Source organism: Yersinia hibernica, from assembly GCF_004124235.1.
Classification (GTDB): domain Bacteria; phylum Pseudomonadota; class Gammaproteobacteria; order Enterobacterales; family Enterobacteriaceae; genus Yersinia; species Yersinia hibernica.
In genome coordinates, this window is record NZ_CP032487.1 from 846,564 (window position 1) to 871,399 (window position 24,836).

Genomic DNA, 24,836 nt, shown 5'->3' on the forward strand with positions numbered 1-24,836 from the left:
GCACTTTTTAAATTCGTAGTAATAGGGTGATAAGAGCAATTTTCGGAGTGTACTGCCGGATATTTATCTTCTTGCAGTTGAATCATCGATAATTTCGGCGGTGTTCGCAAAACAGAGTGAAAGCCTGCTATTGAGAGACACTCGCCGAGAATAGTTTGGTAGGATTATTTAAAGCGCATGGAAAGGTCTAGGGCCGTAATATGTTTGGTGAGAGCACCCACTGAAATGAAGTCAATCCCTGTTTCAGCATAGCTGCGCAGGGTTTCCAGTGTGACGTTGCCTGAAACTTCCAATTGTGCACTGCTCTGGGTTTTGGCAAGTTCATTGCGTATGTTGACAGCATCAAGCATCATTGGAATGGTGAAGTTATCTAACATGATGATGTCCGCCCCGGCTTCCAGTGCTTGTTGTAGCTCATCAAGGGATTCAACTTCAACTTCTACAGGGACATCAGCATGTATCCAAAAGGCTTTGGCAACAGCTTCTTTAATGGAGCCAGCTGCAATAATGTGATTTTCCTTAATAAGGAATGCATCGGATAAACCAAGCCGGTGATTACTGCCTCCTCCACACAGGACTGCATATTTCAAGGCAGTGCGTAGCCCCGGTACTGTTTTCCGGGTATCGAGTAATTGTGTCGGTAACCCAGAGATTGCGGCTACATAGTGGTTCACTTGTGTAGCGACACCCGATAAAGTTTGCAGGAAGTTAAGTGCGGTACGTTCACCCGTCAGCAGTATACGGGCCGGGCCAGTCAAATGGCACAGAACCTGATCCGCTACCAGTTCATCTCCATCATTAACTTCCCATGTGACAGACACTTGGGCTCCAAGTTGAATAAATACTTCATTCAACCAGCGTTGACCACAAAAAACACCCGCTTCTCGGGTAATTATAGTGGCGTTTGCTTGTTTATCTTCGGGGAGTAATTGTGCAGTGAGGTCACGGTCTGCATTGACTTCACCACCAAGATCTTCACTCAAAGCTTGAGCAACAGTAAACGGGATATCACATTGAATTCGTTCCAATAGCTCGGCGCGGCGGCTGTCGGCATTATAGCTGCGGGTCGGCATAGAAAACTCCGAAATGGCGGATAGATAGTTGTTTAAACATGCTACTCTGTTGCTGGCAGAAGTGCCATAAAAGAGCCGGTTGAAGTGTTATTATTAGGGGGCTTAGACAAGTAATGCAGTTGGATAATGGCTGGATTTCAGGGGTCAAACGGGTTGTTTCCCCACATTTTGATCAGCGGCCCGAAGGCGAGGTTCCTTCTCTGTTGGTGATTCATAATATTAGTTTGCCTCCAGGTGAGTTTGGTGGCCCGTATATCGATCAGCTGTTTACTGGCACTCTAAATGCTGATGAGCACCCCTATTTTGCTGATATTGTGCACCTGCGAGTGTCGGCCCATTGCTTAATTCGCCGAGATGGTGAAATTATTCAATATGTTCCATTTGATAAACGTGCCTGGCATGCTGGAGTATCGACTTTTGCCGGACGTGAGCGGTGTAACGATTTTTCTATTGGGATCGAGTTAGAAGGGACGGATGTGTTACCGTTTACGTCCGCACAATATCGCAGCCTGACTGAGATTAGTGCATTGCTATTCGCGTCTTACCCGATAACCGCAGAACGTGTAACGGGCCACAGTGATATTGCGCCAGAGCGTAAAACAGATCCAGGCCCTGCATTTGATTGGGCCTTGTATCAACAGAGTTTAGCGAAGTTATCTTTACCATCGTAATGCAAAATTAATCCGAGGTTTATAGTCGAGCATGTATTTGCTAACCACCTTGGTTGTTATTGTTGTTCATACATGCCGGGAGGCATATGCCCTGTTTTTGGGCGGGTTAAGTGCAAAGGGAGAGTAGGAGCTAATGACACTGTTTACGTTGTTGCTGGTGCTGGCATGGGAGCGCTTGTTTAAACTGGGCGAACATTGGCAGCTAGATCATCGCCTTGAAGTAGTTTTTACGCGTTTACGTCATTTTTCGTTGGCACAAACAATTTTACTGACCGCAGTGTGGATGGCGCTGGTATGGCTGATTTTACGGCTGGTGGAAAACATTTTATTTGGTTTTCCCCTATTGCTGCTCTGGATACTAATTTGTCTGCTGTGTATTGGTGCCGGAGGAATACGTAAACATTACCGAGCCTATCTGAAGGCTGCACGTCAAGGTGATGCTCATGCCATGGATAAAATGGCTGAGGAATTAGCACTTATCCATGGTTTACCTATGGATAGCGGAGAAAAAGCTAGATTGGAGTCTCTGCAAAATGCCTTGTTATGGATAAACTTCCGTTACTATCTAGCGCCAGTCTTCTGGTTTGTCGTCTGTGTTAACTATGGCCCAGTAGCATTAGCAGGGTATGCAATGTTACGTGGATACCAGACGTGGCTAGCGCGTCATTATACTCCTTTACAACGCTCTCAATCAGGTATTGATCGTATTTTGCATTGGTTGGACTGGATACCTGTGCGGCTGGTGGGTGTTGCTTATGCATTATTGGGGCATGGTGAAAGAGCCCTACCAGCTTGGTTTGCTTCATTGGGCGATTTTCGCTCTTCGCAGTATCAGGTGTTAACGCAACTTGCACAATATTCACTGGCACGAGAACCTCATTTAGATCCGGTGCAGACGCCACGGTCTGCCGTTTCTTTAGCACGAAAAGTGACCCTAACAGTTATTGTGGTTGTCGCTTTGCTGACTATTTATGGTGCGCTGATATAGTGGATTGGCTGATAATGATTTATCAGCCATTTTCCTATGATTTCCTATTATTCTTATCTTTTCTGACTAATGGAATGTATTGTTCGATTTGAATTCTGCTTTATTTTTTCTTTATAAATCAAACTGTTGATTGTTTCTCATGTTGTCTTTGTCATTTATCTTAATCTCATTAAGTTTTATGTTTAAATTCTTTGGAAAACTTCTTATTTGGAATTTAATGTTCATGGCAATCTTTTCTTTATTTGAAAATTAAATTCCGAACTATTCCTTTTTCTTATTTAACTATTAACCCTAATATCTGGCTAGGTCAATTCTATCGGCTTATTTGTTCATGCGTTACTAAAACTCATTTTGATTTTTTTAAATATTAATTTGAAATTTAGTGCTTTAAATTATGCCAGTAACAAGTCAGGAATATAAAGATGGGTTCTATTTTAAACAGCATAAGGTACTGCTTATGTTTTGATTTTCTCAAAAAGACAATTACATATATTCAAATATTTTTACAAATACTATTGAGCACACTGCCATTATACTCGATGAGTTTCAGTACTCAGGCGAATAGTGACATTACAAAAAAAACATCTCTTTTTAAGCAACTTTATATTCTAACTTTAACTGATACACTTGAGTCGGTTGCATTGAGCTATGGCTTATCGGTAGATGAGCTTTGGGCATTAAATATCAATTTATATAACAAACGCAGTGACTTTGACGCAGTTAAATATGGTGCGGCTGTTTATGTCCCTCACCAAGAGGAAGAACCAGAAAATACACAACAAGCATCTATGGTTGCTTCTCATTTGTCACAGATCGGGAGTTCATTAAGCAGTGAGAACAGTACTGATGCATTCTCTCGCTTAGCCAAGGGGGCACTGTTATCTTCCGCGGCTCAATCTGTCGAGGAGTGGTTAGGCCATATTGGCCAGGCTCAGGTTAAATTACAGACTGATGATAAAAATGATTTCAGTGGTTCAGAATTGGATTTATTTATCCCCCTTTATGACCGACCGGAGAAGTTAGCTTTCAGTCAGTTTGGTTTTCGTCGTATTGATCAACGCAATATCATGAATATTGGGCTAGGTCAGCGCCATTATTTGTCTGATTGGATGTTGGGATATAATGTTTTCTTTGATCAACAAATATCTGGCAATGCCCATAAACGCTTAGGGCTGGGCGGTGAACTTGCTCGTGATTACTTGAAGCTTTCCGCCAATAGCTATCATCGTTTAGGTGGATGGAAAAATTCCACTCGGCTAGAAGATTATGATGAGCGTGCGGCTAGTGGCTATGATATTCGCACTGAAGCTTATTTACCTTATTATCCGCAGCTCGGCGGGAAGCTGATGTATGAGCGATATTTCGGTAATGAAGTCGCGCTGTTTAGTATTAATGAGCGGCAGAAAAACCCATCAGCATTCACTGCTGGTGTGAGTTATACCCCTATTCCTCTGGTGAGTTTAGGCCTAGACCATACTATGGGCAACGGTGGCAAAAATAAGACCGGATTAAATTTAGCCGTTAATTATGAAATAAATACGCCATGGCATAAGCAGATTGACCCCGCGGCAGTACAAACTACCCGGACTTTGGCCGGCAGCAGAATGGATTTGGTCGATCGTAATAATAATATTGTGTTGGAGTACCGTAAGCAGCAGGTTGTGTAGCGCGGCGATTTTTTCTGCATAGATTAACGACCATTTTTACATAACCCCACCGCGCTACAACTCTATATTTTGCACTATGCAAAATAGGCCGCTACGGGCTTTCATTGTCGGTCAATATGTCTCTGCGCTCTTCTGCTGGAATTTATTTGTAGATAGTTTTAGGTGATACATCTAGCACTAATGCAACTTGATGTAAGGTGGCACCGTTTTTAAACATACGTCTAGCTCGCGCAACAACTTTAGTTGTCATTATCCTGCGGCGCCATCCGACTGCGGCCCGCAGGCGGTTTATTATAAGGCCACCTCAAGTGGTACGGTGTCTCTATTTGTTATCGATATAAACGGGTACACGTTCTAAGAGAGGGAATAATATGCATGTTCAATAGATGCTACTGAGGCAGTGATTATTAGTTATTTCTGCTGCCAGAAAGATCCAACTTATTATGGATTTCTGGGGTAGGTTGAGGTCGATGACCCGAGGTACATCGTGTTTTATGAAAAGATGCCGGACTATGTTCAGGTGAATTTACCAACGAGTATTTACCCTTAACTAAACTACTCAATCAATAGTTTTCTCGTTGTGATAGTCATTAAAATGAATAGGCCGAGCAATTAAGTCCGGTTTTGTATTTACTATTCTGGCATATCTGACCATGCTGGATTGAGCATTGTTAAATCTGTGCGATTAACAGCAACCCGGTATTGTTTCCATTTTTTCAGCATCGCAACTTCCTCAGGTTTTGCATCGTCTAAATCAACTGCATCTTGAAGTGGCGCGATAGCCAGACCTGCGATTGTTAATAATCGATCCCTTTCTCTTTCATTTATTTCCAGAATCTCTTCTGCGCTTGGCTGGTATGGAACCGGCTCTGCAAAAATCCCATCTCTGTATGTCCAGCCCTCTTTGGGTGCGGGTTTCATCTCTGTGACGTCATACATTACAGCGACAAAATCAGGCGCAAAGCGGTCTTTAATATCAATTTCTTTACCATCCAAATCAGTTACTGGAAGGATGATTTCAGCAACTTGCTCACGCTGTACAAAGGCATATATTTTCATCAATTAATACTCCAAAATAACTGCACCAGCATGACCATTGCCGCCATTTTGTGATGCAAGGGTATAACTTGCAGCACCGCCTCCGCCTATTGATAATGAGTTTCTTCCCGTGCCACCACTCCGAGTTGAACCACCAAGGACAGACCCACCACCAATTCCTGACCCAACAGTAGCTGTAGTCGCGCCATCGGAGCCATCACTACCTACAGTGTTTATACTGCCACCAGTCCCAGCACCGCCAAATCCACCTGCGCCAGTGCCACCGCCCCCCGCATCACCAAATGCCCCGCCAGAAGCAGAGAGATACCCAGACACGCTACTAGCGCCACCAGTTGACCCCGAGTTACCCGCTGTACCGCCAACACCGTTCGCGCCAACAGTAATTGATAGCACCTGTCCAGGACTCACTGTTATACAGTCCTCCGCATACCCGCCAGCACCTCCTCCGCCGCCTGACTTTGCTGCTGCTGAGCCGCCAGCACCGCCACCACCACCGACAACGCGAACGCGAATGCGAGTCACACCATTAGGAACTGTAAACACGAATGTTCCGGCGGTTAGGTAGGAGATCATTCTTGCGCCCATTGTCTGAACAAAGGGAATATGTGCCACGTCGCTTAAACCAAGGTTTGCGAGAGTCTGTGCAACAGATGCTGGGCCCGCTACCGCAATCTCAGAAAGGTTATTAGCAATTTTTAGGGCAGTATCATTTACCGCTTTAACGGCCTTTGGGGTGGCAGCTAGCGCTTCGCTGTTACTGGTTGTTGAGCTGCTAAGCTGAGTAATTCCCTTTAAAATAAGGGATGCAACAGGCAATTCAGGTGAGCGGTTTGAAATTAAACTTAAAATGGCGAGTAATAATTGATTATTCTCACTTTCATTTATTTCAATGCCAGCCTCCGCTAATACTGAAATCAATTCTTGCTGAGTATTTCTGATAGCGCCCTGAACATTCGTCAGCCATAGGCCCGGAACAATAGTTCCTTGCTCACCCGTTGCCGGATTACCGTCATGGAATATGTTGTCAGGGGTATCAATTGGCGGCATGATATTTTTCATTATCAGCTCTCCTGGTAAGTGAAATAACAAAAGGTATGGGCAGGCTTAAGGTTGTTAAATACGGTTTCAATCACCGTGTCTGAAAATGCCGATAAACGCTCACCCGCTGACGATGTGCCCGCTCTAAACCGGAATGTCTGAACCTTTGAGCCGAAAACATTGACCCGCCATACCCAGATAATTTCTGGCACCATAAGTGGGTCACCTGCGCGATTAATCCCGGCCCTAAAGGGTTCGAGTTCATCAATGGTTATCTGGTACCCAGCGCTGGCGGCAATGCGTTTAAAATAAGGGATACTGAGACCGCCAGACTCAGATAACTTGATAAGTACCACTTGCAAACGTTGCTGATAACTGGCTTCAGGCTCTGCCGTAATCTCCAGAACGCGCTCCCAGTCAACCAGCAGGCTATTAGCATAAAAGGGAGTGACGCCCCCCAATACGGCATTAGCCAGGAAAGATGCGGTATCAAGCGCATTACCTTCTGCCTGAATTTCAGCGTTAATTTTGGGTTGCTGAGAGTCATAGGCTACTGGCGGTAGCAACAGGCCCAATAAGGTTGAAAATTTCATAGTAATGACACCGTAATCGTGCCGCTACGCAGCCATTCAACAACCGCATCATCGACTTGTGGAATAACGTTATCAACAGGCGTTATTATTTTTCGGTCAGTCACCCCCGTAATAAAGGAAACTAACATTTCAGCCTGGCTGCGAATAAACGTCTCACCCGGTATCAGTCGATTGATATAGTTATTTAATGCCTCTTTAACCTGCACTTCGGCAATATCTAACGTAATACCACTGAGCGTCACTTTAACGTCAATATCAAATGTTTTAATGGTGGGGGCCATCACTAATGAACTCTTGGCCGTGACCGGGCGAACGTCATCAATATGGGCCTGAGTGGTTTCAATAATGGCTTCTGAGGGTAAACCATCAGAAGAAGTGATCACGATATCAACCGTCCCCAGCCCACGGCGTAAGGGGTAAACAAATGCACCGGTCACGCCGGTGACCTCCAGCGCCCACCGTTTATAATCGTACTTGTTGCCCCCTGCGGGCGGGCGGCGAATGATGTCCAATAATCGTGCCAGTAAATCCGCCTGACTTTCCTGCTCTGTGCCACCGAGCATCATGCCGATGATAACGGTACTGTCCACGCCATCAGGCGTTGACGATAACGTGCCTGACATGACCTGAGAGGTGTTTCCCGCTGTACCAGAAAGGCTTGACTGAGCCGTTACCGTGACTTTGCCATCAGCATCGATAGCCGCTTGTTGAGTCGTGACAAATGAGAATGAATCGCGCGTCACCGTTAGCCCGCTGGCGACAGTGGCACCCGGTTCTCCCGTCATGGCAATGGTGCCGGTGGCAGTATTGGCAGGTTTACGAACAATGCCCCGTGTCCGGCAATGTAATTCCAGAAATTCAATATCGGCGGTATCGGGGAATATCTGACGGACAATCCAACCTTGATCCTGATAAATACCGCCCGCACAACTGGCAACAGAAGAGGCGCGGATATAATAGTCACTGTCTGGTGAAATATCGGCATCGGGTAATAAATTACGGATATCCCGTAGAAGAGTATCGCGAATAGCCTCAACGGTGGGTGTTATATGGGGCATCAGGCAACCCTCACTGGATGGCTAAACGTTTGAGATTGATTGGCGGCAGTTTCAACAACAATATGCAGTAATAACCACCCCGATTTTATCCGGGTGGATGTCACGGTAATGGCCATTGCCCGGCCATCATCAATCAAACTTTGCAATGCCTGCTCTGAATATTGGCGGGCCAGGGTATAGACCCGCGAGACATCTTTCTCACGGGCCAGTTCATGCAGTCGTGAGCCCAGCGTGGTATCCGCCCACCAGGAACCCAGTGGAACCATCAGGCGCAGATAGACGGCATTGGCCAGTGTACTGATGCTTTCGCCAGTGTAGTCTCGGGTTGAAGGGTCAATTAGCATGTCCATGCCGCTACTATGGCGGCATGGAGCAGGAAAATTCAGGTGAAGAGGTTCAGTGGGTTAGGCTTTGGCGTCGGAGGTATTGCCGCTCATGCTATCAATATGATGATGTCCGGTCAGAGATATTTCACCCGCTTTCACATCACCATTGGTGGTGTAGTTGCCACCTGTCTGCCCGATATTACCCTCAAATGTTGCCCCAGCGCCACCCTTGATGGCCATGCCGCCATTACCGGTAATTTTATTCTGCGCGGTGACCTGCTCACTGGCATTCACCATTGGGGTATTGAAATCAGCCTTTTCCTCGGCATTGATTTCATAGTTCTTGCAGGTCACGCGATAGGTATCGCATTCCACATCGATGATGCGACCCCGCTTGAGAACGATTTTAGCGCCCTCATCGGTATAGAGTGCCACTTCCCCAGACTTAAGTCCGGTCAACCGGTAAGCGGCGTTTTCAGTGGCAATAATCACGCCATGTGAGGTTTTCCCCCCGAGCGGCAATATAACCGCCATCGTGCCGGGGAGCGGGTTGGAGGTGAAACCATAATGCTGGAACAATTCATTGTCCTGAATTTGTTCGCCCGCCAGCCCGCGCGCCTGCACGGTTTGCACCTGTCCAGTACTATTAACCCGTGTTAATGCGGCTCTAAATGCTTTTCGAATGCGGTTTAACGCCGCATTAATACGACTATCAACACTATTCCACATCGACTATCCCCAGTTCTTTGGTTTTCTTTTTCTTTCGGCCTTTTTTCTTTTTCGGGAATGCATCCGGTATCCAGATACCGTCCTCTTTTAAGCGTAAAGAGGTGGTTTCGCCCTCGGTACGGCCTCCCACAAACTCACGGCCCATTAGAAAGAATATCTCATCAATGGCATGGGGTTCACTGCGCACATGAATACGCTGGCCAGGCTCCCACAATATGCCCTCAGACGTTCGATGACCCGCGACCACGGCCGTTATGCTGTACCCCGCCAGACGAGCATCCGCCATCGCTTTACGCCCGCGATAACGCACCTGATCCAGATTGTCAGCATCACCGACGACCATGATTTGTGGGCGATAATACGGTACGGTAGGGTCTTTGATGACGGTTTTCAGCCCATGGGTGCCGGTTTCAGCGGTGCCAATATCCTGACCAAGGTCATCATCTGGGCTATCATCGGCCTCGCTGGCCATCGAGGCGCTATCAACATCAACAATGCCCAGCTCGGCCGATGACTTAGACCCTTGACCATGCCCCTGAGCCAATACGGTGAGCTCCGAGAACGAACCATTGATTGAAGAGGTCTCATTGAGTGAAAGCACGTTATTACCCTCACCATTGAATTGCATTATCAGTGTGGCCACCGGGGGTGTGGTGTAATCTGGGCCACCAATGACTAACGTACCGTCAGGCTCGAACCAAGGCCATAACCCCCGGCCCGCGGCGGCACGAACTAACGCATCCCAGGCGCGTTCGCCTGGCTCAATGCTCACCTTATCGTTACGAATGGCGCTCTCGGCGTTAATCCGAATCTTGGTGATACCCAAGGGTCGCACGATATTGGCGACCACTTCCTCCAGTCCGAGCTGGCGGGAGGTAAAGACTGGGGCGGCGCAATCCACCAGAATGGCCGCGCCGTCACGACCCGACAACGATAGCGTGCATTGTTTACGTGAAGTATTGCGTTGAATTCTGTCAACACGGCCTACCATGACCGTATCGGCTCCGACCTTGACCTGCACAGGGACGCCGCGCGTGATAGCGGGTGGAAAGACACCATCGGGCAGACCCAACGAAACAGACCAGGCATCGGCGGGGATCAAAAAGTCAGAATCAATCTGGTAACGGCTCCAGGCGCTGTGGACTTTGCCGTTAATCAAAATGCTGACGCGGTTGTCTTGGTCTTTGTCAGATGGCGTAGGCATAAAGCATATCCCCCGGCTTGAGGTCATTCGGATTGCGTAACTGAGGATTGAGGCGCTGTAACTCAACTGCGCGTTGATAGTCGCCGTACCAGCGATGGGCCACCAAGTGCAGATTACTGACGCCCTCAACCTGACGCTGGATGAGCGGCGGGCGCGTGGTCATGATATTGGCTGCTAATTGCTGTACGGCCAGCGCAATATCTTTTAACCCATCAACAACCGGTTGCCACGCGATACCCAAAGGGGTTGAGCTTGAACTCACTTCCTGCGTCGCATCGGCATACTGCGCCCGATGCTGGTCAATCGCCGTCTGGATAAATTCGCGGGTATCGTTAGCAATACGCTCGATTTCAATAGGGGAAAGCAGACTGTTAATCTCGTCGTCACTGAAGATATCAGCGGCGTCTTGCGCCAGTTCGCCCGCGACAACGATTGTCACCATGGCAATCAACTCAGCAATGTCAGCTACCGATGTGCCAGCGGGTATCTCAACAGGGGCGGTCTTTTCACCGGATACCAGCGCTGCTGGCATATCCGCAATGGCCGTCAACTGTCGGTGGGACTCGCCCCAGTCAGACATTGTGGCGTTAGTCTGGCTGATGGCGCTGACAGATGAAACACCGCTTCCGGCACTTGCACCACTGGAGGTGGTATTAATCGACGTCAGACTGACCGCACTTTGTAAGTCACTCATAAACGCGCCAGGGTATTGCACAAAGTCGGTGGTATTCCCCACAAATCCGGTTATCTCGCTGCGGAAGATAATCAGCATATTTAAGGCCGTAGACGCCAGCGCCTTGGATTTTGACATCAACTTTTTAGCATCACGCAACGGGGCCAGCGCGTTATCCATCAGGCTTTGCTCGGCATCCATCAGCGACTGCACCTGATTAAAGATGACATCCGCTTGGGCGGTGGGATAGCCCTGACTGAAGAAGGGATTGCCGGTTTTGGATTCAAGGAAAACCAGCTCCACGGAGCAATAGTCGACGTTCTCAGCATCGTGACCGATTTGGCACTCGATGACCTGCATATTCGGCATCGAGCCGTAAATGGGGTGGATCAACTCACCTGCATCGCGCTTATCCAGTTCTGCAATAAAGGATTGCAACCGGCTATCGTAATCATCCCCCCAAAACAGCGCAGATAAGCGAATGTTACGGGCTTTGCGGCCCATGTCCTGAATGTCAGCCCCGTCAATATAGGGGTACTCATGCTGAGCAACATCACGGCTCCAGCTGTCGCGAGTATTAACCACATCAAATCTCACGCCACGAAATGAGGCATCTAACATGCTATCTGACCAACTCATTAATAGCCCCCCGTTGGGCCGCGCACGGCCTGAGCACCATTCACATCATTGACGACTTCCGCCAGCACACGGCCATCGACCTCTAATTTAGAGATGACCTGAATGGGTTGATTCTTTTGCCCCTGCTGGCCAGCAGCCAGATAGGACGGCACACCGAACCCAGCAAGGTTATTGGCTTGTGCATTAAAGGGATTGGCATCGCCCGTCGTAATATTGGAAGGGACGGAGATAGACGAGCCTTTCTTACTGAATCGGTCTTTAACAACTTCCAAGGCTATATCAACCAAGGAATATCCCGAGGTACCAGTGGATATGGAATCCACTTTCTCTGTCATGTTTTTCTTGGCAAAGTCTTCACGCAGATAATCTTGCATGCTAGAGATGGCGACAGAGCCAGCGGTAATGTAGAGCGCTGAAACAGCCATGCTGCTGCCCGCTATTTTACCGAGTGTACCCGGCCCACTAATTCCGCCACTGCCAGAGGGGCCTGCACCACCGCCCCCAGTCAGAAACCTGAGCCCCGCAAATGCCATAGCTACTGCACCCATAGCCTTAATACCATCGGTGGCACCGACGACAGCGGTGGTGAGACCAGGATATTCTTTGGAGTAATCGGTTAAATTTTTAGATAAGGTGCCAAGAATATCGGATAACGGTTTAATGGCATCCATCTCAGCAAAGTCTTTCGTATTATTGAATTGGCTAGCTTTAAAGTCATTACCATCAGAGACAACCGCAAAGTTAATATCACCAGCAGATTCCCCTGCTTTTAAGCTCCGTTGTTCATTGGTTTTTTTAACAACTTCATTGGCATAGTCTCTATTGGCCCGATAACCAATTAATGCCTTGAGTGCTTGTTGATCGGCAATAACTTTACCAACAGAGGAACCTTCCAAAATCTTGGCCATTGAGGCTAATATTTGGGCTCGCTCACTACCTTTTGCACTATGTAGTTGACTCTGTAATTCTTGATATTTCTTATCACCCGCAACAACTTTATCGACAATACCGACAAACGCATCAACAGAGTTAAACCCTTTCTCTTTCGCATGAGCGAGTGAGCCAGGAAGGTCAATCCCTTTACCGTTGTACTTTATTTTTGCCAAAGACATGGCAGTATCGCGGCTATTTAATTTCGCCAACAGATTTGACGTGTTGTTACCAGCCTCATCGCTATTACCCGCAGTAATAGCGGAAGTCTGATTCAATGCCAGTAACGTTGAGAAGTCGCTTAACCCACTCATGCCGGCACTTGATGCGGATGCCAATTGACCGGGTAAATGCTTAGCCATATCTGCTAATTCAAAACTACCTTCTTGCCCTGCAACAATCGCCATATTCAACGCCTTGCCGATATCTTCGTCTTTAATGTCAAAGCTTTGCTTTAAACGAATGGCAATATTGGCTAAGTCTTTAGGGTCAGCACCGGTTGCAGTGGCGTATTTTTGAATAACAGGTAACAACGTTTTTACTGAATCCATGCTCACGGCACCAGAGGCTAGCATGGCATCCAACGTATCAGCGGCTGATTCTTTTGTTCCACCCCCTACATCAACTGCATTCCTAACTAAACCGCTGAGCTCTTTTTTACCTTCCAGTCGCCCTTCAACACCACGTTCTGCGTAGGCAGTATTAGTCATCTTGGCAATCCGAGCATCGTAACTCATCTGGTTACGCACCGGTTGCACTAACATGGCACTGGCGGCAGCAATACCCCCAACTACCGCCGCAGCTCCTGAGCCTAGCATTCTGGCCCGCTGCAAGCCGGTCATACTGTGATTGGCCCCATTCAGTTCATTCTTTAATCGACTGACTTTATCGGTCATCGTGCTGAATGCACGAGCCTGCTCATTGGCAGACATCACTCCACTGCGGGTCAAGCGATTATAGGCGGCCTGGGTTTGCTGGATTTCGCGCTGAATATCCTGCTCAGAACGCACACCCAATGTAGAGCGAGCGGTGGCCTGGCGCTTAAGTTCAGCTTGTAAACTGCGGGAGGCTTTAATACCCTTTTCAGCACTCTTTGAATCGGTATCACCCAACTTCTCCGAGGCTTTCTGTGCGGCGGCGGTTTGCTGTACCGTATCTTGCAGGGTCTTTTTGAGTACTTTAGAGGCGTTATCGCGGGCGAATAACGTCAACGCCAGATTGAGTCCACGTGACATTTATCGTCCCCGCTTTTGTCGTTTGGATTTAGCTCTACGGGTGGTGGTCGTTTTGTTATTCCCGGCTGACGGTTTTTTGCCATTCAGCCGGGTTAACGCATCCAGATGACCGTCCAACTCCGTGTGGGTCATAGCGCTTATTTGTTGCTCGTTGACGCCACATCTGCCGAGAGCGAGGGTGATAAGTCGGTATCCGGCAAGGAGCTCTTCTCGGGCAACCGCTTTTTTTTAATGGCGGCAATATGCGCATCGATAATATCGAAATCATCATCAGTTAATTCATTCAATAACAACTCTGTGGTGATATCGTCCTTTGCCAGATTACCCAGGCTAATTAATGCTGACGCAATAAGTGCCACTTTATAATAAAGCTGTGCTGCCGGGCCTTCTGTCGTGCCTTGTGATTCCTGTGTATCGGTTAAGGCAGCAATGGTGTCTTTGACTACCGGCATCCGAATGGAAAATTCACGGTGAATAACATCACCAACAGCGACCCCGAAAACTAAAAAACCTTGTTCGATCATTATTCAATTACCTCACGCAGCGCGTTCATGGTGATATCAATCTTGGCTTCATTATCCACCGTATACTTCGTGCCGGTCTCGGTGGTGAAACAGTCGATGTAACTTATACGTTTACCACCACTGCCAGAATATGGGTATTGCGTCACCTTGGCATTCTCAATGCCCGCCCAGTCAATGTCGCCATCCAGCGGCACCACAGCGGACAGGCTAAGTTTGTACTCGGCAATACCCCGGCTGAAACCTTTGGCTCGTCCGGTCTTGTTCATGGTTTTAACCAGCTTACGGCCCGTGGTTATATCGACTGACAGGTCGGTGACTTCAATTTCCCGGCCGTCAATTTCCAACACGATTGAGCCTACATACTCTTCTGCTGCCATGGTGAAAGTTCCTTACAGTAAGAGGTCAATACGGCCAGCAAAGACATGCAGACCATTAACGATATCGACGGGAATGGCGGCATTGAGCCGGTTCACATCCTGAGAATCCCGCTCAACAATCAAGCCTGACTGGTTAGCGGTCACCTCTTCGACTATTTCCAGTTCTTCGAGCTTGAGCAGCACATCCAGCAATTCACTGCGTACCTTCGGCCCCGTTCTGGCGCTCAACTTATCGCGAGGGAAGCGCAAGTCGATGCGCTCACGGCAGGCTTTACGCACATAATCCAACGTGCGGATGGTGGTGATATCCAGCAATGACACATCCGGCGTTCCCGCGAGGTTCTCGGTGTAAGTGCTGATGGCGCGGACAATCTGCACGGTGTTACCGGGGCCAACTTCAAAAGGGGTCAGGCCATTGTGCAAGGCATTTTCCTGCTCATTGCGTCCTGGACGGTCAGCCAGTGCGGTCACGTCCAGGCTGCTCATCACCAGGGTGTTGAGTGGCCGTGCCGGGTCTTCTTCGCTGGCAATCACTGCCGCGTAAGCCGCCGCAATTTGCCCTGGCAATTTTACCGAGCCGTTATGCCAGCCCAGCGTCACCCGGCCATTGTTAATATCACCACTCAATGTGGTGCCGGTAGACAGCGACTTAGGCCAGCCCGCCACACCTAACGCCCCACGTTGCTCCAGTGGCCCACCGACCTCATCCAGATGATTGCGTAACGCCGTTAACGCGTCAGGCGTGGAGTACGGACAAACAATAATGTTATGACCGGCGGCAAAAACGGCAGCTAATGCCGGGGCGATATCGGGATCAACTTCCCCCCCGGTCATGGCTGCAACAGCCGTGGTAACGCCTCGCGCCGTTGACTGAGCCCGTAACCGGATATCGTTACCCACAGCCCCCTTGTGGTGACAGGTCAGCGTGATAACGCCTGCTGCCGCTTCAGCGCTCACCGGTAATGCTGTTTGGCTGGTCATCGCAGCCATCAGATTGCTGGCAATCACGTCCGGGGTATCGGTTGCTGCAACAGCGGTATCAATACGAATATCACCCACCCACAGGCTGACCACACCGCTGGTTGACGCCGTGCCGGTCAGGATCAATGTGCCAGTTGCTTCAACACCTGCTGCGGCATCTGACACACCGATGATTTGCAATTGCAGGTAGCGATTACTGGTAATGGCATCGATGGCCATCAAGTGGGCCTGCGAACCATAACCAAACAATTCAGCCGCCTGCGTATCCGAAAAGACATTGGTGGCCACAAGGGGTAACGCGCTGCCGGTTGCCAGCATCTGGCCGATAATCAAAACCAGTTGCGGGTTACCCGGCAAGGTACGCACCGCCAGTCGGGTATTAAATTCAATGTATTTACCCGGCTTGCGAATGCTGGACGGGATATTGTCAAAAGCGATATCAGGACTGGCCACGGGATGCCTCCACCTTGGTTTTGGTTTTCGTTTTCGGTTCAGACGCAACGGCAATGTCAGTCACTGGCGTATCGTCGTGCTTTGCCGCTTCTGCCTTGTCCGTAATGACCGTCAGGTCACCGGCGGCAATCTGACGCAGGTAATAGGCCGTGTTCTGCACGGTAACCGCTTCATCACCCTCTATATATTTCCGGGCATTGTGTTGGTAGGGAACACGAACCCCGCCAACGGCTTTAACTTTCAGTATGGTCATGATGAATAATGTCCTCAGCATCCGGTGAGCGCGTGGTCTGCGGGATGTCATAGCTAAGATGAGTGGTAAGCCAGTCAGCATCCGGCTCGCTTTGGCTCCCCAAATAACCGCTAAAGATACTGTCAATGGAATCAGCAGGCGCATCAACAACAGGGAATAAGCCATTTTCCAGCGCCTCTTCAACCCAGTAAGTGTCGAACTCGCAGGCGAAAACAGACAATGCTGCATCACCGACTTTGGTGTTAAACAAGGTACGAACGCGCCCTGGCATCAAATGCGCAATCCTGAGTCCCAAATCCTGACCGGATAACAAGCGCCGTACCGCTTCGACCATTTTATAAGTGCCAACTTCATCCAGTCCGGGGCCGCCCTGGCGAGTCGATTCCTCGCTACGCACGTTACGCTCCCCAACAATCACCACAAAACGCCCATAAGTTTTGTATTTGCGTTTGGTAATACTGGTATTTTCGGTCTTCTGAATGCCGCCGAACGTGACCCAGGCTCCCGGTAAACGGCGGATAACTTCAGCGGGGTCACCGTCGATTTCACCCCCGTAAGAATGAACGCCCTGAACCATGCGACCCATTCCCTGGCGTAACCGTTCACAAATGGCCTTTTCAGTCAGTGCAATAATCAAAATGCACCCCCATTGGTCGAGTCACGGCCAAAGTTACGGCCCGCAGAAGAGAAGCGAATACGCGGCGTAGACTCGACCACTTCCCCGTTGGGAAACTTACCCAGGGTAATTGTCCCCGCCGCGACCTTTTCAAAGTAGCGGAGGGCATCTTCATAACGTTCCCGGATTTCGTCAGTATTCTGAGTTTCAGCCCCACACAAAAAATAGCGGGCAATATTGCAGCAACGGCCCACTAAAATGCCGGGGGTATCTGGCCAGGGGATGGGGTAGCGACCCGCCAGATAGCTGTCAATCTCAGCGCTGGCTTGCGTCAGCTTGACCTCCATCACATGGTCATCAATTTGACCTGTGAATTTACGGTCAGTGAGGGCGATACACTCCCGCTCACCGAACGCATCCACCATATCTTGACGAGTCGCATACATGGCGAGTTACCTTACTTAGTGGCCTTGGTGGTTTTCGTGTCTGCTGGCTCTTTGGATGCCGTATCAGGAGCAGGCGTCAGGCTGGCCACCTGCGCTTTGAGCGCGTCGATTTCCAGCAACTGGTCAGCAATGGTGGTGTTGGCGTGCTCATTAGCCGACTTCAACACATCAGCATCTTCCGAAAGCTGTAGCAGGCCAGCCTCCAATTCTTGATTACGGGCCTGTAGCGTTATCATGCTGCTCTTGATCTCCAGAACCTGGTCTAGAGCCTGCTTTAACTCCTCGTTCCGGTCAGTATTCTCTAACTGACCATCAGGCACATGCGTAACAACCAGCATGGGCTCAGCCGTGAGCTCAGCAAGTTCCGATGGACTAAAGTGGCCATCGGCATAAGTCTGGGTTTTATCGCTGTGGGCCATGCCACAGCGGCGGAAACCATCCCGTTTTGCAGTGATTTGAATCGGCATTATGCGGCCTCCCCGGTTGAGCCATACGCCATCTGCCAGAAGCCGTACCCGCCCGCACAACGCGCTTCAGCACCGAACAGAAACATCTTGCGCATAAAGACGCTATCGCTGTCGTAGTCGGTCTGTTCAACGAAGACCGGCTTTTTACGCTCTTGATAGATAAGCGGTTTGACCGGGCGTGTGGTGTCCAGAAGAAACCACGCGGTGTCGGAGATAAGTTCAGGCACCACCAATACTTCCGTCGTCCCTTTATAGATGTTTGGCGTGTTATCCGGGAACCTGTCCGCGGTCATCAGATAATTAGCCACATCTTCCAGCGCCGGTGGGACAACCAAAATGGTGGGGCGAATTTTGAGAGAAGCGCCTTCTTCATCTTTGAAACCGCGCATCGCGGTACGGGCAGCGCCGTAGCTGGCCTTGGCGGCAGCTAAAGTATCGGCTGACAGCCGTTTGGTGCCTTTGTTCGAAACGGACGCCCCACGTACGGGATGGTCTGTATCAAAGAAGGGTTGACCGTCATAGCAAAGGTTGAAAAAGCCTTTCGCCAGCAGTTCAAACACGATATCAGAGGGCAATTCAGCCGCTGACTGACCTGCTGCTTGCGCTTGCTGGGCATAGCCCAACAGTTGATCGTCCTCAATATGATTACGGTCAACCTCCACGGTGGCGGCAAAATCATCATTGACGATGCTGTAGTTAAAGGCTTCAAGGGCTCTAACCACCTTGTCACCAATCCACTTGCGCATTTTGGGGAAGCGGCCCAACCAGCTATAGTCATTTTGCCCGCTGGTTGACGGCACCAGCATGGCGACTTTTTGCCAGTCGCTTGGGGTCTGATCAGAGGCATTCTGAAAGGTGGCTTTCAGATTGACGAAGATCTGTTTCACGTTTTTAAAGTTTACAAGCACAGTATGACTCCTTAAATCAGTACCCAAACACCGTCAGAATCAACGACGATCACTTTACCCGCGACTGGGCGAGCGCCTTCACCATCACTCTTGGCCACCGTCTGGCTGTCCGCGACGTAACAGTCCTTGCCGACATCCGCCTGCGTCACGGCATCGCCCGCAAAATTGGCAAAACACCAGGCTTTACCCCGACGAACAAGAGCGTCAGCATCGCCGTTAGCGCCATCACGGTTATCCACATAACCATTGGAAACACCTAACGTGACCTGAGACGCCACGGCCGAGGCCATCACCGCAAAACCACCGGCATTGGCACCAATGATGTGGCCACCAAAGATTTCAGTCGCCTGAGCCATGGGGACAGGTGACAACTCACCATCACGCCAGGGCGTGTTGCGGTCTCTCATTTTTTCTCTCCTTTAATAAACTCGGCGATTTGTTTCGGGTCGGTGCCAAGAAGGGAACAAATCGCCGTATCCACTTCGTCCTCATCCACATGGGTGGACGCTGGCGGTGAACCGGTTGGCGGCTTTCCCCCTGTCTGGGTTTGGGTGAGCGCGGCAATTTTGGGCGCTTTATCCAGAAAGCTTTTCAGGCTGTCCGGGTTAGCCAGAGCCAATGACTCCGCCCAGGCTTTCTGAGCAGGCAGTAATCGCCCGTCAGACAATGCGGCGGTAATGAGTCCGTCACACTGTTGACTGGTCAATGCGGCCATATTGGCCTGAGCCTGAGTGACTGCTTCACTGACGGCCTGGTGCATCACCTCGACAGACACCCACTTAACCGGGTCTGGCGTGGTGACCTGCGCAGTCAGCGCGGCAATTTGCGTATCATATTGGTCAAGCATTTGAAGCAGGTTCACCGAGGCCGCTGCTGTCCCTTCATCATTCGAAAGGCGCTGGATCAGCTTCATCAGTTCAGCCATGACTTCTTCTTGGGTGGTAGAGAGCGGTAGATTGAGCATCCAGCGCAGTTGTTCGAGTAGTTCGTCCATTCCGGCGTTACCCTCAGAGGTTGAGTTGATGGCCAGGACGGATGCGGCGGCTAACATCACCTCATCCATATCATCCAGAGCCGGTGTGTTAGTCAGTGCAGCGTGAAGGATTTGCAGCACATGACCGGATTTGTTGTAGCTAAAAACGGGGGAGATAAAGCGGTATTCATCTTTTAGGATCATTGCCGCTGCGGCGTCAGTCCATTTGACATCGATAGCAAACAGCCCCTTACCCTCTCGCCATTCCAGTGTTTTAAACCAACCGGATGCAGGGGCGGGCTGACCATTCTTGGCGGCTTTTAGTGTCTGATGTTCGTAATCAATGACGTAGGGAGTTAACTTGGCATTAGCCGCATCAATGAGCCGCTGCGCAATCTCAGCGTTCATCACCCAGTGATCACATTCTTCAGGGCGACCATCTACCGCCCGGAATTCGCCAGCGGGAAAGAGCTGGATGGTTCCGTGGGTCGCTTTTGTGATTTCGATGGCCAGAGCGGCGAATAATGTTTTCATGCCACCGAGAATACGGGGCCGCGAAAAGGGAATTCAGTGGAAGGGGTTCAGTGGATAGGATAGGAAATTGAGCAGATGTATCTTGCCACTGTAATTGTTCGCATGGCAATGGCTAATAGTCGTTTTAAAACCGATTTAAAAACGCCGTGAAGCCGTTAATAGTCATAATGACAAATCATCGTAGCATAAAGGTATAAAAAGCCGCTGTTGGGCTTTACAGTCGCTCATCTGCTTTTCGCAGGTTCATAACTGGGTACGACAATCTCACACGCCATGATAGCATTACCTATCAATAACGAATAAAGCCGATTATAAGGATGGATATGAACGAGCCGCGTAACAACTTTTGGAACAATACTTTTTTGTTAGCCTTGGCTCCTATCGGCGGTTATTTTTTTGTTTATAGATGGTTCGCAGGCAAAGCAGATTACTATCAATACCCAAGAGAATTAATAGAAATTAATTTAACTTCAGGTCTTAGTCTTTTTTATATCACCGTGCTCATCCTTAGTTTAGCATTGTGTTACTGGTATATTCTTAATAAAACTATTGTTGTTGATAATAATAATGAAGAGGGTTATGAAAAGGTAGAGGTTATACTTATTAGTTTATTTATATTTATGTGTATTATCTCACCCGCACCAAATATTATTGGATTCGAAGGTAAGTGGTATCACTCAATGATTGCTGCTGTAGCATTTATGACCCTGATGAATCTAATTAGCCGTTTTAATAAATTTATTTTTAAGGTGACCTCACTAAGGCGGAAATTCTTTTTAACCAAAAACAACTATGTCATGGTTTTACTTTCCGCATTTATTTTATCAAAAATTATCTATGATATGTCATATGCTGAAGCCAGAAACAAAAAAGACTATTTCATCATGCACATTGCAGATAAAAACTACGGTGTAATAGATATTTACTCCAATACCTATATCCTCGCGGCGCTGGAAAACAATCAACTCACTAAATCATTGGTTATTTACCGAGCTGACTCTGGGGATATAATACCAATAGAAAACAAAAAACTGACTCAAGCACCATTGATTACCCGCTGAAAGTAGTCTAAACCGGTGGTTTCCATGGCTTCCACGTCCTGTTCTGCCAGGTGCAGGAAAGGACGCGCAGGCATCTTGATGGTATGCGCACCCACCGTGGTGGTCTGCACAAAATTGGACTTCGATTTTTTGACGAACCGGTTACCGACTTCCCCGTTTTTATACTGTTTAAAATGCACATCCTGCTTGCGGGCCTTACGTTTTATCTCACCACCAAACTGGTGAATGGGGCCATAGACCGAATTGGTACCCACACTGGCGCTGTCATTATCGCTCTCCTGCACGATACTCGCCGCCAGTCGGCCCGATAATTGCAGAATTTGGCCACCGGCGCGTTTCTTCGCATAAGCCGGACTCCATCCCATCCAGGCAGGCCGCCCCTGATTTTTAAAGTTCTCTTCAGCAGCATCACCCATGGCTGCTGCGAGCTCGCGCATCAGGGGCTCACGGTGCTCCAGTTTGCTGATAAGTTCGCCCAGGGAACGCTCAAAATCAGTGACATTAAATTTAATACCGATACTGCCCGCCATTACAGACTCCCTGCCAGCACCGGCAAGCTGGCTAACTCTTTACGCTGAACATCCGAGAGCGCCGCGCCTTTATTCATTAAGCTCAGCGGCAAGCCGGTATGACCGCCATTAAGCGGTGCTCTGACGCCAATGACCTCCTTTCCCTGGCGAACGAGATAAACCAGCGTATCGCCATCGAGCAGCGTGGCATCCGGTTGCTGTAACAATTTCGGCAATTGTCCCCATAACGGGCCGGGGGCATCCAGTACCGCATTATCGAAAGCGGTTAAGGTTACCGTGGTGGGAGCCTGCCCGCGCATTTCCAGCTGCGTCAGGGTCTTGGGTTCAATAGCCCCAAGGTGACGTAACGAACCCTTGGGGCTGGGCTGGAGTGACACCTGATTAACCCAGCGTTTAACATCGGTTGAAACGGCATTTAACAGGGTTTTATCGCTCAGAGTTTCTTTGACGGCGAGGGATGCCAGGCGCGGAGAGGCCACCGTAGATTTATCCATCAGCCGCTGCCCCAACGCGGACAAGTTGCCCTGGCCCGGATTATGGCCAAAGCCTGCATCCGGGGTATACAGTTCACCATTGATACGAAAAGCCTGAACCGTGCGCGTATCATTTGGCCCCCACGCCTGTTGCACCGTCTCAATTCTGTCCTGGCTGGATTGCACCGTCAGGCTGTAACGGCTGATATCGGCCTCCGAACGCGCCCGAACCCGGCAGCGACAACGGTAGCCATCCGGTGGATACATAAACTGCCAGACCGGGTCGTCATAACGGGCGGTAAACCCATTCAGGGCGGCATGTTTAGGACGGGTTAGCCTGTCCATCACCGCGACCCGCTCCCAATAGGGGCGGAACTCGGCGTTGGCGAGTTGCTCTTCATAGCGGCCCGCGTTATAGGCTGACTGCATATTGGTCTGGAAGATGGTTTTCAGACGCCGGGGCGTGAGCTGTTTCCCCTCCAGAACGCCATCCGCGTCGGCCACCAGTCCTTTCCCCATCCAGCCTTTTTGTTCCAGTGCCGGGATAAGCTGCTTTTTAAACTGCTCAAAGGTGGTGCCGTTACGCAGGCTGTCACTCAGGCTCTGGCGGACATCTTCCAGCACATCCTGCTTCAATATCCCTGCCACGGTGAATGCCGTGGCATGGGCGCGGGCTTCCACATCATGCCAGTTGAAGCCGATGGTATAGCCCTTCGATTCAAAGTAGCGAATAGCCTCCTCTGGCTTGAGCGTCATCGCCTGGGCCAGATTGACATCAGCTTTCGGCATTGATATGCCCCCAGATATCAGCCACAAATATGGCCTGGGTCAGCAGCTGCTGGAGCTGATTATCATCCAGCGCCGGATAACTGGCCGCGATAATATTGATGGCCTCGTCAGGCGACTGGCCCTGATTCAGCGCAGCAACCAATGGCGCAATAAGTTTGCCCATGGCCTGATTGATGGCATCAGGCACTGTTTGCGCCTCATCCAGAACCACCTGCGCCGGATCATCCGTCTCCGGGTTCGCGGTTAATGCCGTAAAATATTTATACTGTAGGGGGGTAGATGCCAGAGATAAATTGGCTGACATCGGGGCGGGTTCTGGTGCGGTCAGTACCTCTTCGCCTTGCTGTGGTACAGGGATACCGAGTTTTTTATGTACCCAGGATGTTGGGATGCTCTTCATCCCGGCAATCACCAGATTAGATACCCCTTCAGAGAAGACTTTAATATCCTCAATATCGCGGGTATCAAAGACCAGTTTGGGCTGACGACGGGCGCTGACGTCTTTGCCATTGAGCGCCAGCAGCATCCGAATAAAGCCCCGGAAGAACCCCTCCAGTTGGCGGGCATCAGAGACCAGAATGTCATGACGCACATCGTTATGGACATTGCCCAGGGCATTGGTCGACGATTTGCCATCGGCCTGACTGGTGAGCGTTGCCCCTAAAATCACTTTGGACTCGGTGCGCTCCGCCCAGTCAATCATGGCCTGGAACGGGTCAGACTGACCTACGGCGGCTGAGTGAAACTCAATCGAACTGCCATCAGGAATAACCCCCGCCGCATCATGGCCCAGTGTCACCAGGGCATGAAGCAAGGAGTCTTTTTCTTTATCGGTGGCCCCCGGCATGTATTTACCGACACGCAAGGGCAGACCATAAATTTCTAAGAATTCCGCCATATCCCGCAAAGCATAGTTCTTAAACAGATACGGCCAGACCAGCACCCGGTATAAACCTGACTGTGCAATAAAGCCGGGTTTAGCGTTATGCGTATGCACCAGCCAGCCGAACGGCCAGAGCTCAGCACCATTAAAGGTGCCATCATTAAGGCGTATTTCGTCGTTGGTCTCCGGCGTAGTACTGAACCAGCGATGGGGGCGTAACACCATCTTGGTGGGTAACCAGGTATTGCCTTCCAGTTCCCAGGTCTCAATCTCCTGCGCGGCAAAGCCATGACCGATAGCATCAGCGGCATTGAGAATGACATCTTCCATATCTGGGATGGATTTCAACCAGGAAGAGACCACCATAGCCAGCTCTTTTTCAGCCGCAGTGGCGTTCTCTGGAGGCTCGATGCTCCAGTCCAGCGTCAACAAGGCATTCTTACGTTTGGCCATCTCCGAGAAAATATGCCCATCACGCTCCAGCATATCCTCAAACAAATCCGCCTGTGCGGACAGGTCACCCCGTTCTGCGGCTTCAAGAATATGGGGTAACTTGCGAATGCTCAGCCCCTTGGACGGATGCATTGGCCACTGGCGGTTAAGCTGTGCAACGCGTGAAGTCTGGGATTCTTTCAGGACTTCACGTTTAAGCGGACGACCATACTGGTCAACGATTTGTCCCATA

General features: G+C 49.6%; 27 protein-coding genes. 4 read left to right on the top strand and 23 right to left on the bottom strand.

Annotation, left to right across the window (positions count from 1 at the left end):
* Positions 1-164 precede the first annotated feature (164 nt).
* Positions 165-1,073 (bottom strand): carboxylating nicotinate-nucleotide diphosphorylase, encoded by a 909-nt coding sequence (nadC, locus tag D5F51_RS04040; protein ID WP_129195673.1) that lies wholly within the window; start codon positions 1,071-1,073, stop codon positions 165-167.
* A 113-nt stretch (positions 1,074-1,186) separates the two neighbouring features.
* Between nadC and ampD the strand changes: the two genes are divergently transcribed.
* The 3 genes from ampD to D5F51_RS04055 all read left to right on the top strand — a co-directional run bounded on the left by ampD (position 1,187) and on the right by D5F51_RS04055 (position 4,399).
* Positions 1,187-1,744 carry a 1,6-anhydro-N-acetylmuramyl-L-alanine amidase AmpD gene (gene ampD, locus D5F51_RS04045; protein ID WP_129195674.1) on the top strand — a complete coding sequence of 186 codons (558 nt, stop codon included), beginning with the start codon at positions 1,187-1,189 and terminating at the stop codon, positions 1,742-1,744.
* Between the two features lie 133 nt (positions 1,745-1,877).
* Positions 1,878-2,732, top strand: a complete 855-nt coding sequence (gene ampE / locus D5F51_RS04050) for a beta-lactamase regulator AmpE (RefSeq protein WP_129195675.1) — start codon at positions 1,878-1,880, stop codon at positions 2,730-2,732.
* 422 nt (positions 2,733-3,154) lie between these two features.
* Positions 3,155-4,399, top strand: coding sequence for an inverse autotransporter beta domain-containing protein (locus D5F51_RS04055; RefSeq protein WP_245994881.1), 1,245 nt, complete (start codon positions 3,155-3,157; stop codon positions 4,397-4,399).
* A 633-nt stretch (positions 4,400-5,032) separates the two neighbouring features.
* Here the strand turns inward: D5F51_RS04055 and D5F51_RS04065 are convergent.
* The 19 genes from D5F51_RS04065 to D5F51_RS04155 form a co-directional block, all read right to left on the bottom strand.
* Positions 5,033-5,458: a tail fiber assembly protein gene (locus tag D5F51_RS04065; protein WP_129195676.1), complete on the bottom strand. Its 426-nt coding sequence runs from the start codon at positions 5,456-5,458 to the stop codon at positions 5,033-5,035.
* Positions 5,459-5,461: 3 nt separating this feature from the next.
* Complete coding sequence (locus D5F51_RS22615; protein ID WP_129195677.1) at positions 5,462-6,517, bottom strand: tail fiber protein; 1,056 nt, start codon at positions 6,515-6,517, stop codon at positions 5,462-5,464.
* A gap of 2 nt (positions 6,518-6,519) precedes the next feature.
* On the bottom strand, positions 6,520-7,089 hold the full coding sequence (locus D5F51_RS04075) for a YmfQ family protein (protein ID WP_129195678.1): 570 nt from the start codon (positions 7,087-7,089) through the stop codon (positions 6,520-6,522).
* On the bottom strand, positions 7,086-8,147 hold the full coding sequence (locus D5F51_RS04080; RefSeq protein ID WP_129195679.1) for a baseplate J/gp47 family protein: 1,062 nt from the start codon (positions 8,145-8,147) through the stop codon (positions 7,086-7,088). Before D5F51_RS04080 ends, D5F51_RS04075 begins: the two co-directional genes overlap by 4 nt.
* Complete coding sequence (locus D5F51_RS04085; RefSeq protein ID WP_050317928.1) at positions 8,147-8,497, bottom strand: phage GP46 family protein; 351 nt, start codon at positions 8,495-8,497, stop codon at positions 8,147-8,149. Before D5F51_RS04085 ends, D5F51_RS04080 begins: the two co-directional genes overlap by 1 nt.
* A gap of 54 nt (positions 8,498-8,551) precedes the next feature.
* Positions 8,552-9,202, bottom strand: coding sequence for a phage baseplate assembly protein V (locus tag D5F51_RS04090; RefSeq protein WP_129195680.1), 651 nt, complete (start codon positions 9,200-9,202; stop codon positions 8,552-8,554).
* Positions 9,192-10,406, bottom strand: a complete 1,215-nt coding sequence (locus D5F51_RS04095) for a phage baseplate assembly protein (RefSeq protein WP_129195681.1) — start codon at positions 10,404-10,406, stop codon at positions 9,192-9,194. The genes D5F51_RS04090 and D5F51_RS04095 overlap by 11 nt, the downstream gene beginning before the upstream one ends.
* Positions 10,390-11,718, bottom strand: coding sequence for a DNA circularization protein (locus tag D5F51_RS04100; RefSeq protein WP_129195682.1), 1,329 nt, complete (start codon positions 11,716-11,718; stop codon positions 10,390-10,392). The genes D5F51_RS04095 and D5F51_RS04100 overlap by 17 nt, the downstream gene beginning before the upstream one ends.
* Entirely contained in the window at positions 11,718-13,883 is a 2,166-nt protein-coding gene (locus tag D5F51_RS04105; RefSeq protein WP_129195683.1) for a phage tail tape measure protein, read from the bottom strand. Before D5F51_RS04105 ends, D5F51_RS04100 begins: the two co-directional genes overlap by 1 nt.
* A 137-nt stretch (positions 13,884-14,020) precedes the next feature.
* The gene (locus D5F51_RS04110) at positions 14,021-14,407 is read right to left on the bottom strand and encodes a hypothetical protein (protein ID WP_129195684.1); all 387 of its coding nucleotides are present in this window, start codon (positions 14,405-14,407) and stop codon (positions 14,021-14,023) included.
* The gene (locus D5F51_RS04115; RefSeq protein WP_129195685.1) at positions 14,407-14,784 is read right to left on the bottom strand and encodes a phage tail protein; all 378 of its coding nucleotides are present in this window, start codon (positions 14,782-14,784) and stop codon (positions 14,407-14,409) included. Before D5F51_RS04115 ends, D5F51_RS04110 begins: the two co-directional genes overlap by 1 nt.
* A gap of 12 nt (positions 14,785-14,796) precedes the next feature.
* Positions 14,797-16,218 (bottom strand): phage tail sheath C-terminal domain-containing protein, encoded by a 1,422-nt coding sequence (locus tag D5F51_RS04120; RefSeq protein WP_129195686.1) that lies wholly within the window; start codon positions 16,216-16,218, stop codon positions 14,797-14,799.
* On the bottom strand, positions 16,205-16,471 hold the full coding sequence (locus D5F51_RS04125) for a hypothetical protein (protein ID WP_129195687.1): 267 nt from the start codon (positions 16,469-16,471) through the stop codon (positions 16,205-16,207). The genes D5F51_RS04120 and D5F51_RS04125 overlap by 14 nt, the downstream gene beginning before the upstream one ends.
* Complete coding sequence (locus D5F51_RS04130) at positions 16,452-17,108, bottom strand: DUF1834 family protein (RefSeq protein WP_050146657.1); 657 nt, start codon at positions 17,106-17,108, stop codon at positions 16,452-16,454. The genes D5F51_RS04125 and D5F51_RS04130 overlap by 20 nt, the downstream gene beginning before the upstream one ends.
* Positions 17,105-17,533 (bottom strand): gp436 family protein, encoded by a 429-nt coding sequence (locus tag D5F51_RS04135; protein ID WP_050146659.1) that lies wholly within the window; start codon positions 17,531-17,533, stop codon positions 17,105-17,107. The genes D5F51_RS04130 and D5F51_RS04135 overlap by 4 nt, the downstream gene beginning before the upstream one ends.
* 11 nt (positions 17,534-17,544) lie before the next feature.
* Positions 17,545-18,000: an HI1506-related protein gene (locus D5F51_RS04140; protein ID WP_129195688.1), complete on the bottom strand. Its 456-nt coding sequence runs from the start codon at positions 17,998-18,000 to the stop codon at positions 17,545-17,547.
* A complete protein-coding gene (locus D5F51_RS04145; protein ID WP_129195689.1) occupies positions 18,000-18,908 on the bottom strand; it encodes a Mu-like prophage major head subunit gpT family protein in 909 nt (302 codons plus the stop codon). The genes D5F51_RS04140 and D5F51_RS04145 overlap by 1 nt, the downstream gene beginning before the upstream one ends.
* Positions 18,909-18,919: 11 nt before the next feature.
* Positions 18,920-19,315, bottom strand: coding sequence for a hypothetical protein (locus tag D5F51_RS04150; RefSeq protein WP_129195690.1), 396 nt, complete (start codon positions 19,313-19,315; stop codon positions 18,920-18,922).
* A complete protein-coding gene (locus tag D5F51_RS04155; RefSeq protein WP_129195691.1) occupies positions 19,312-20,415 on the bottom strand; it encodes a phage protease in 1,104 nt (367 codons plus the stop codon). The genes D5F51_RS04150 and D5F51_RS04155 overlap by 4 nt, the downstream gene beginning before the upstream one ends.
* Before the next feature lie 323 nt (positions 20,416-20,738).
* Here D5F51_RS04155 and D5F51_RS04160 point away from each other — a divergent pair, with 323 nt between their 5' ends.
* A complete protein-coding gene (locus D5F51_RS04160) occupies positions 20,739-21,476 on the top strand; it encodes a hypothetical protein (RefSeq protein WP_129195692.1) in 738 nt (245 codons plus the stop codon).
* Here the strand turns inward: D5F51_RS04160 and D5F51_RS04165 are convergent.
* From D5F51_RS04165 to D5F51_RS04175, 3 genes are read right to left on the bottom strand one after another with little or no spacing between them, the layout of a single operon-like run.
* Positions 21,452-22,006 (bottom strand): phage virion morphogenesis protein, encoded by a 555-nt coding sequence (locus D5F51_RS04165; RefSeq protein WP_129195693.1) that lies wholly within the window; start codon positions 22,004-22,006, stop codon positions 21,452-21,454. The genes D5F51_RS04160 and D5F51_RS04165 overlap by 25 nt on opposite strands.
* Entirely contained in the window at positions 22,006-23,268 is a 1,263-nt protein-coding gene (locus D5F51_RS04170) for a phage head morphogenesis protein (RefSeq protein ID WP_167480520.1), read from the bottom strand. The genes D5F51_RS04165 and D5F51_RS04170 overlap by 1 nt, the downstream gene beginning before the upstream one ends.
* Positions 23,255-24,835, bottom strand: coding sequence for a DUF935 domain-containing protein (locus tag D5F51_RS04175; RefSeq protein WP_129195694.1), 1,581 nt, complete (start codon positions 24,833-24,835; stop codon positions 23,255-23,257). Before D5F51_RS04175 ends, D5F51_RS04170 begins: the two co-directional genes overlap by 14 nt.
* Position 24,836 lies beyond the last annotated feature (1 nt).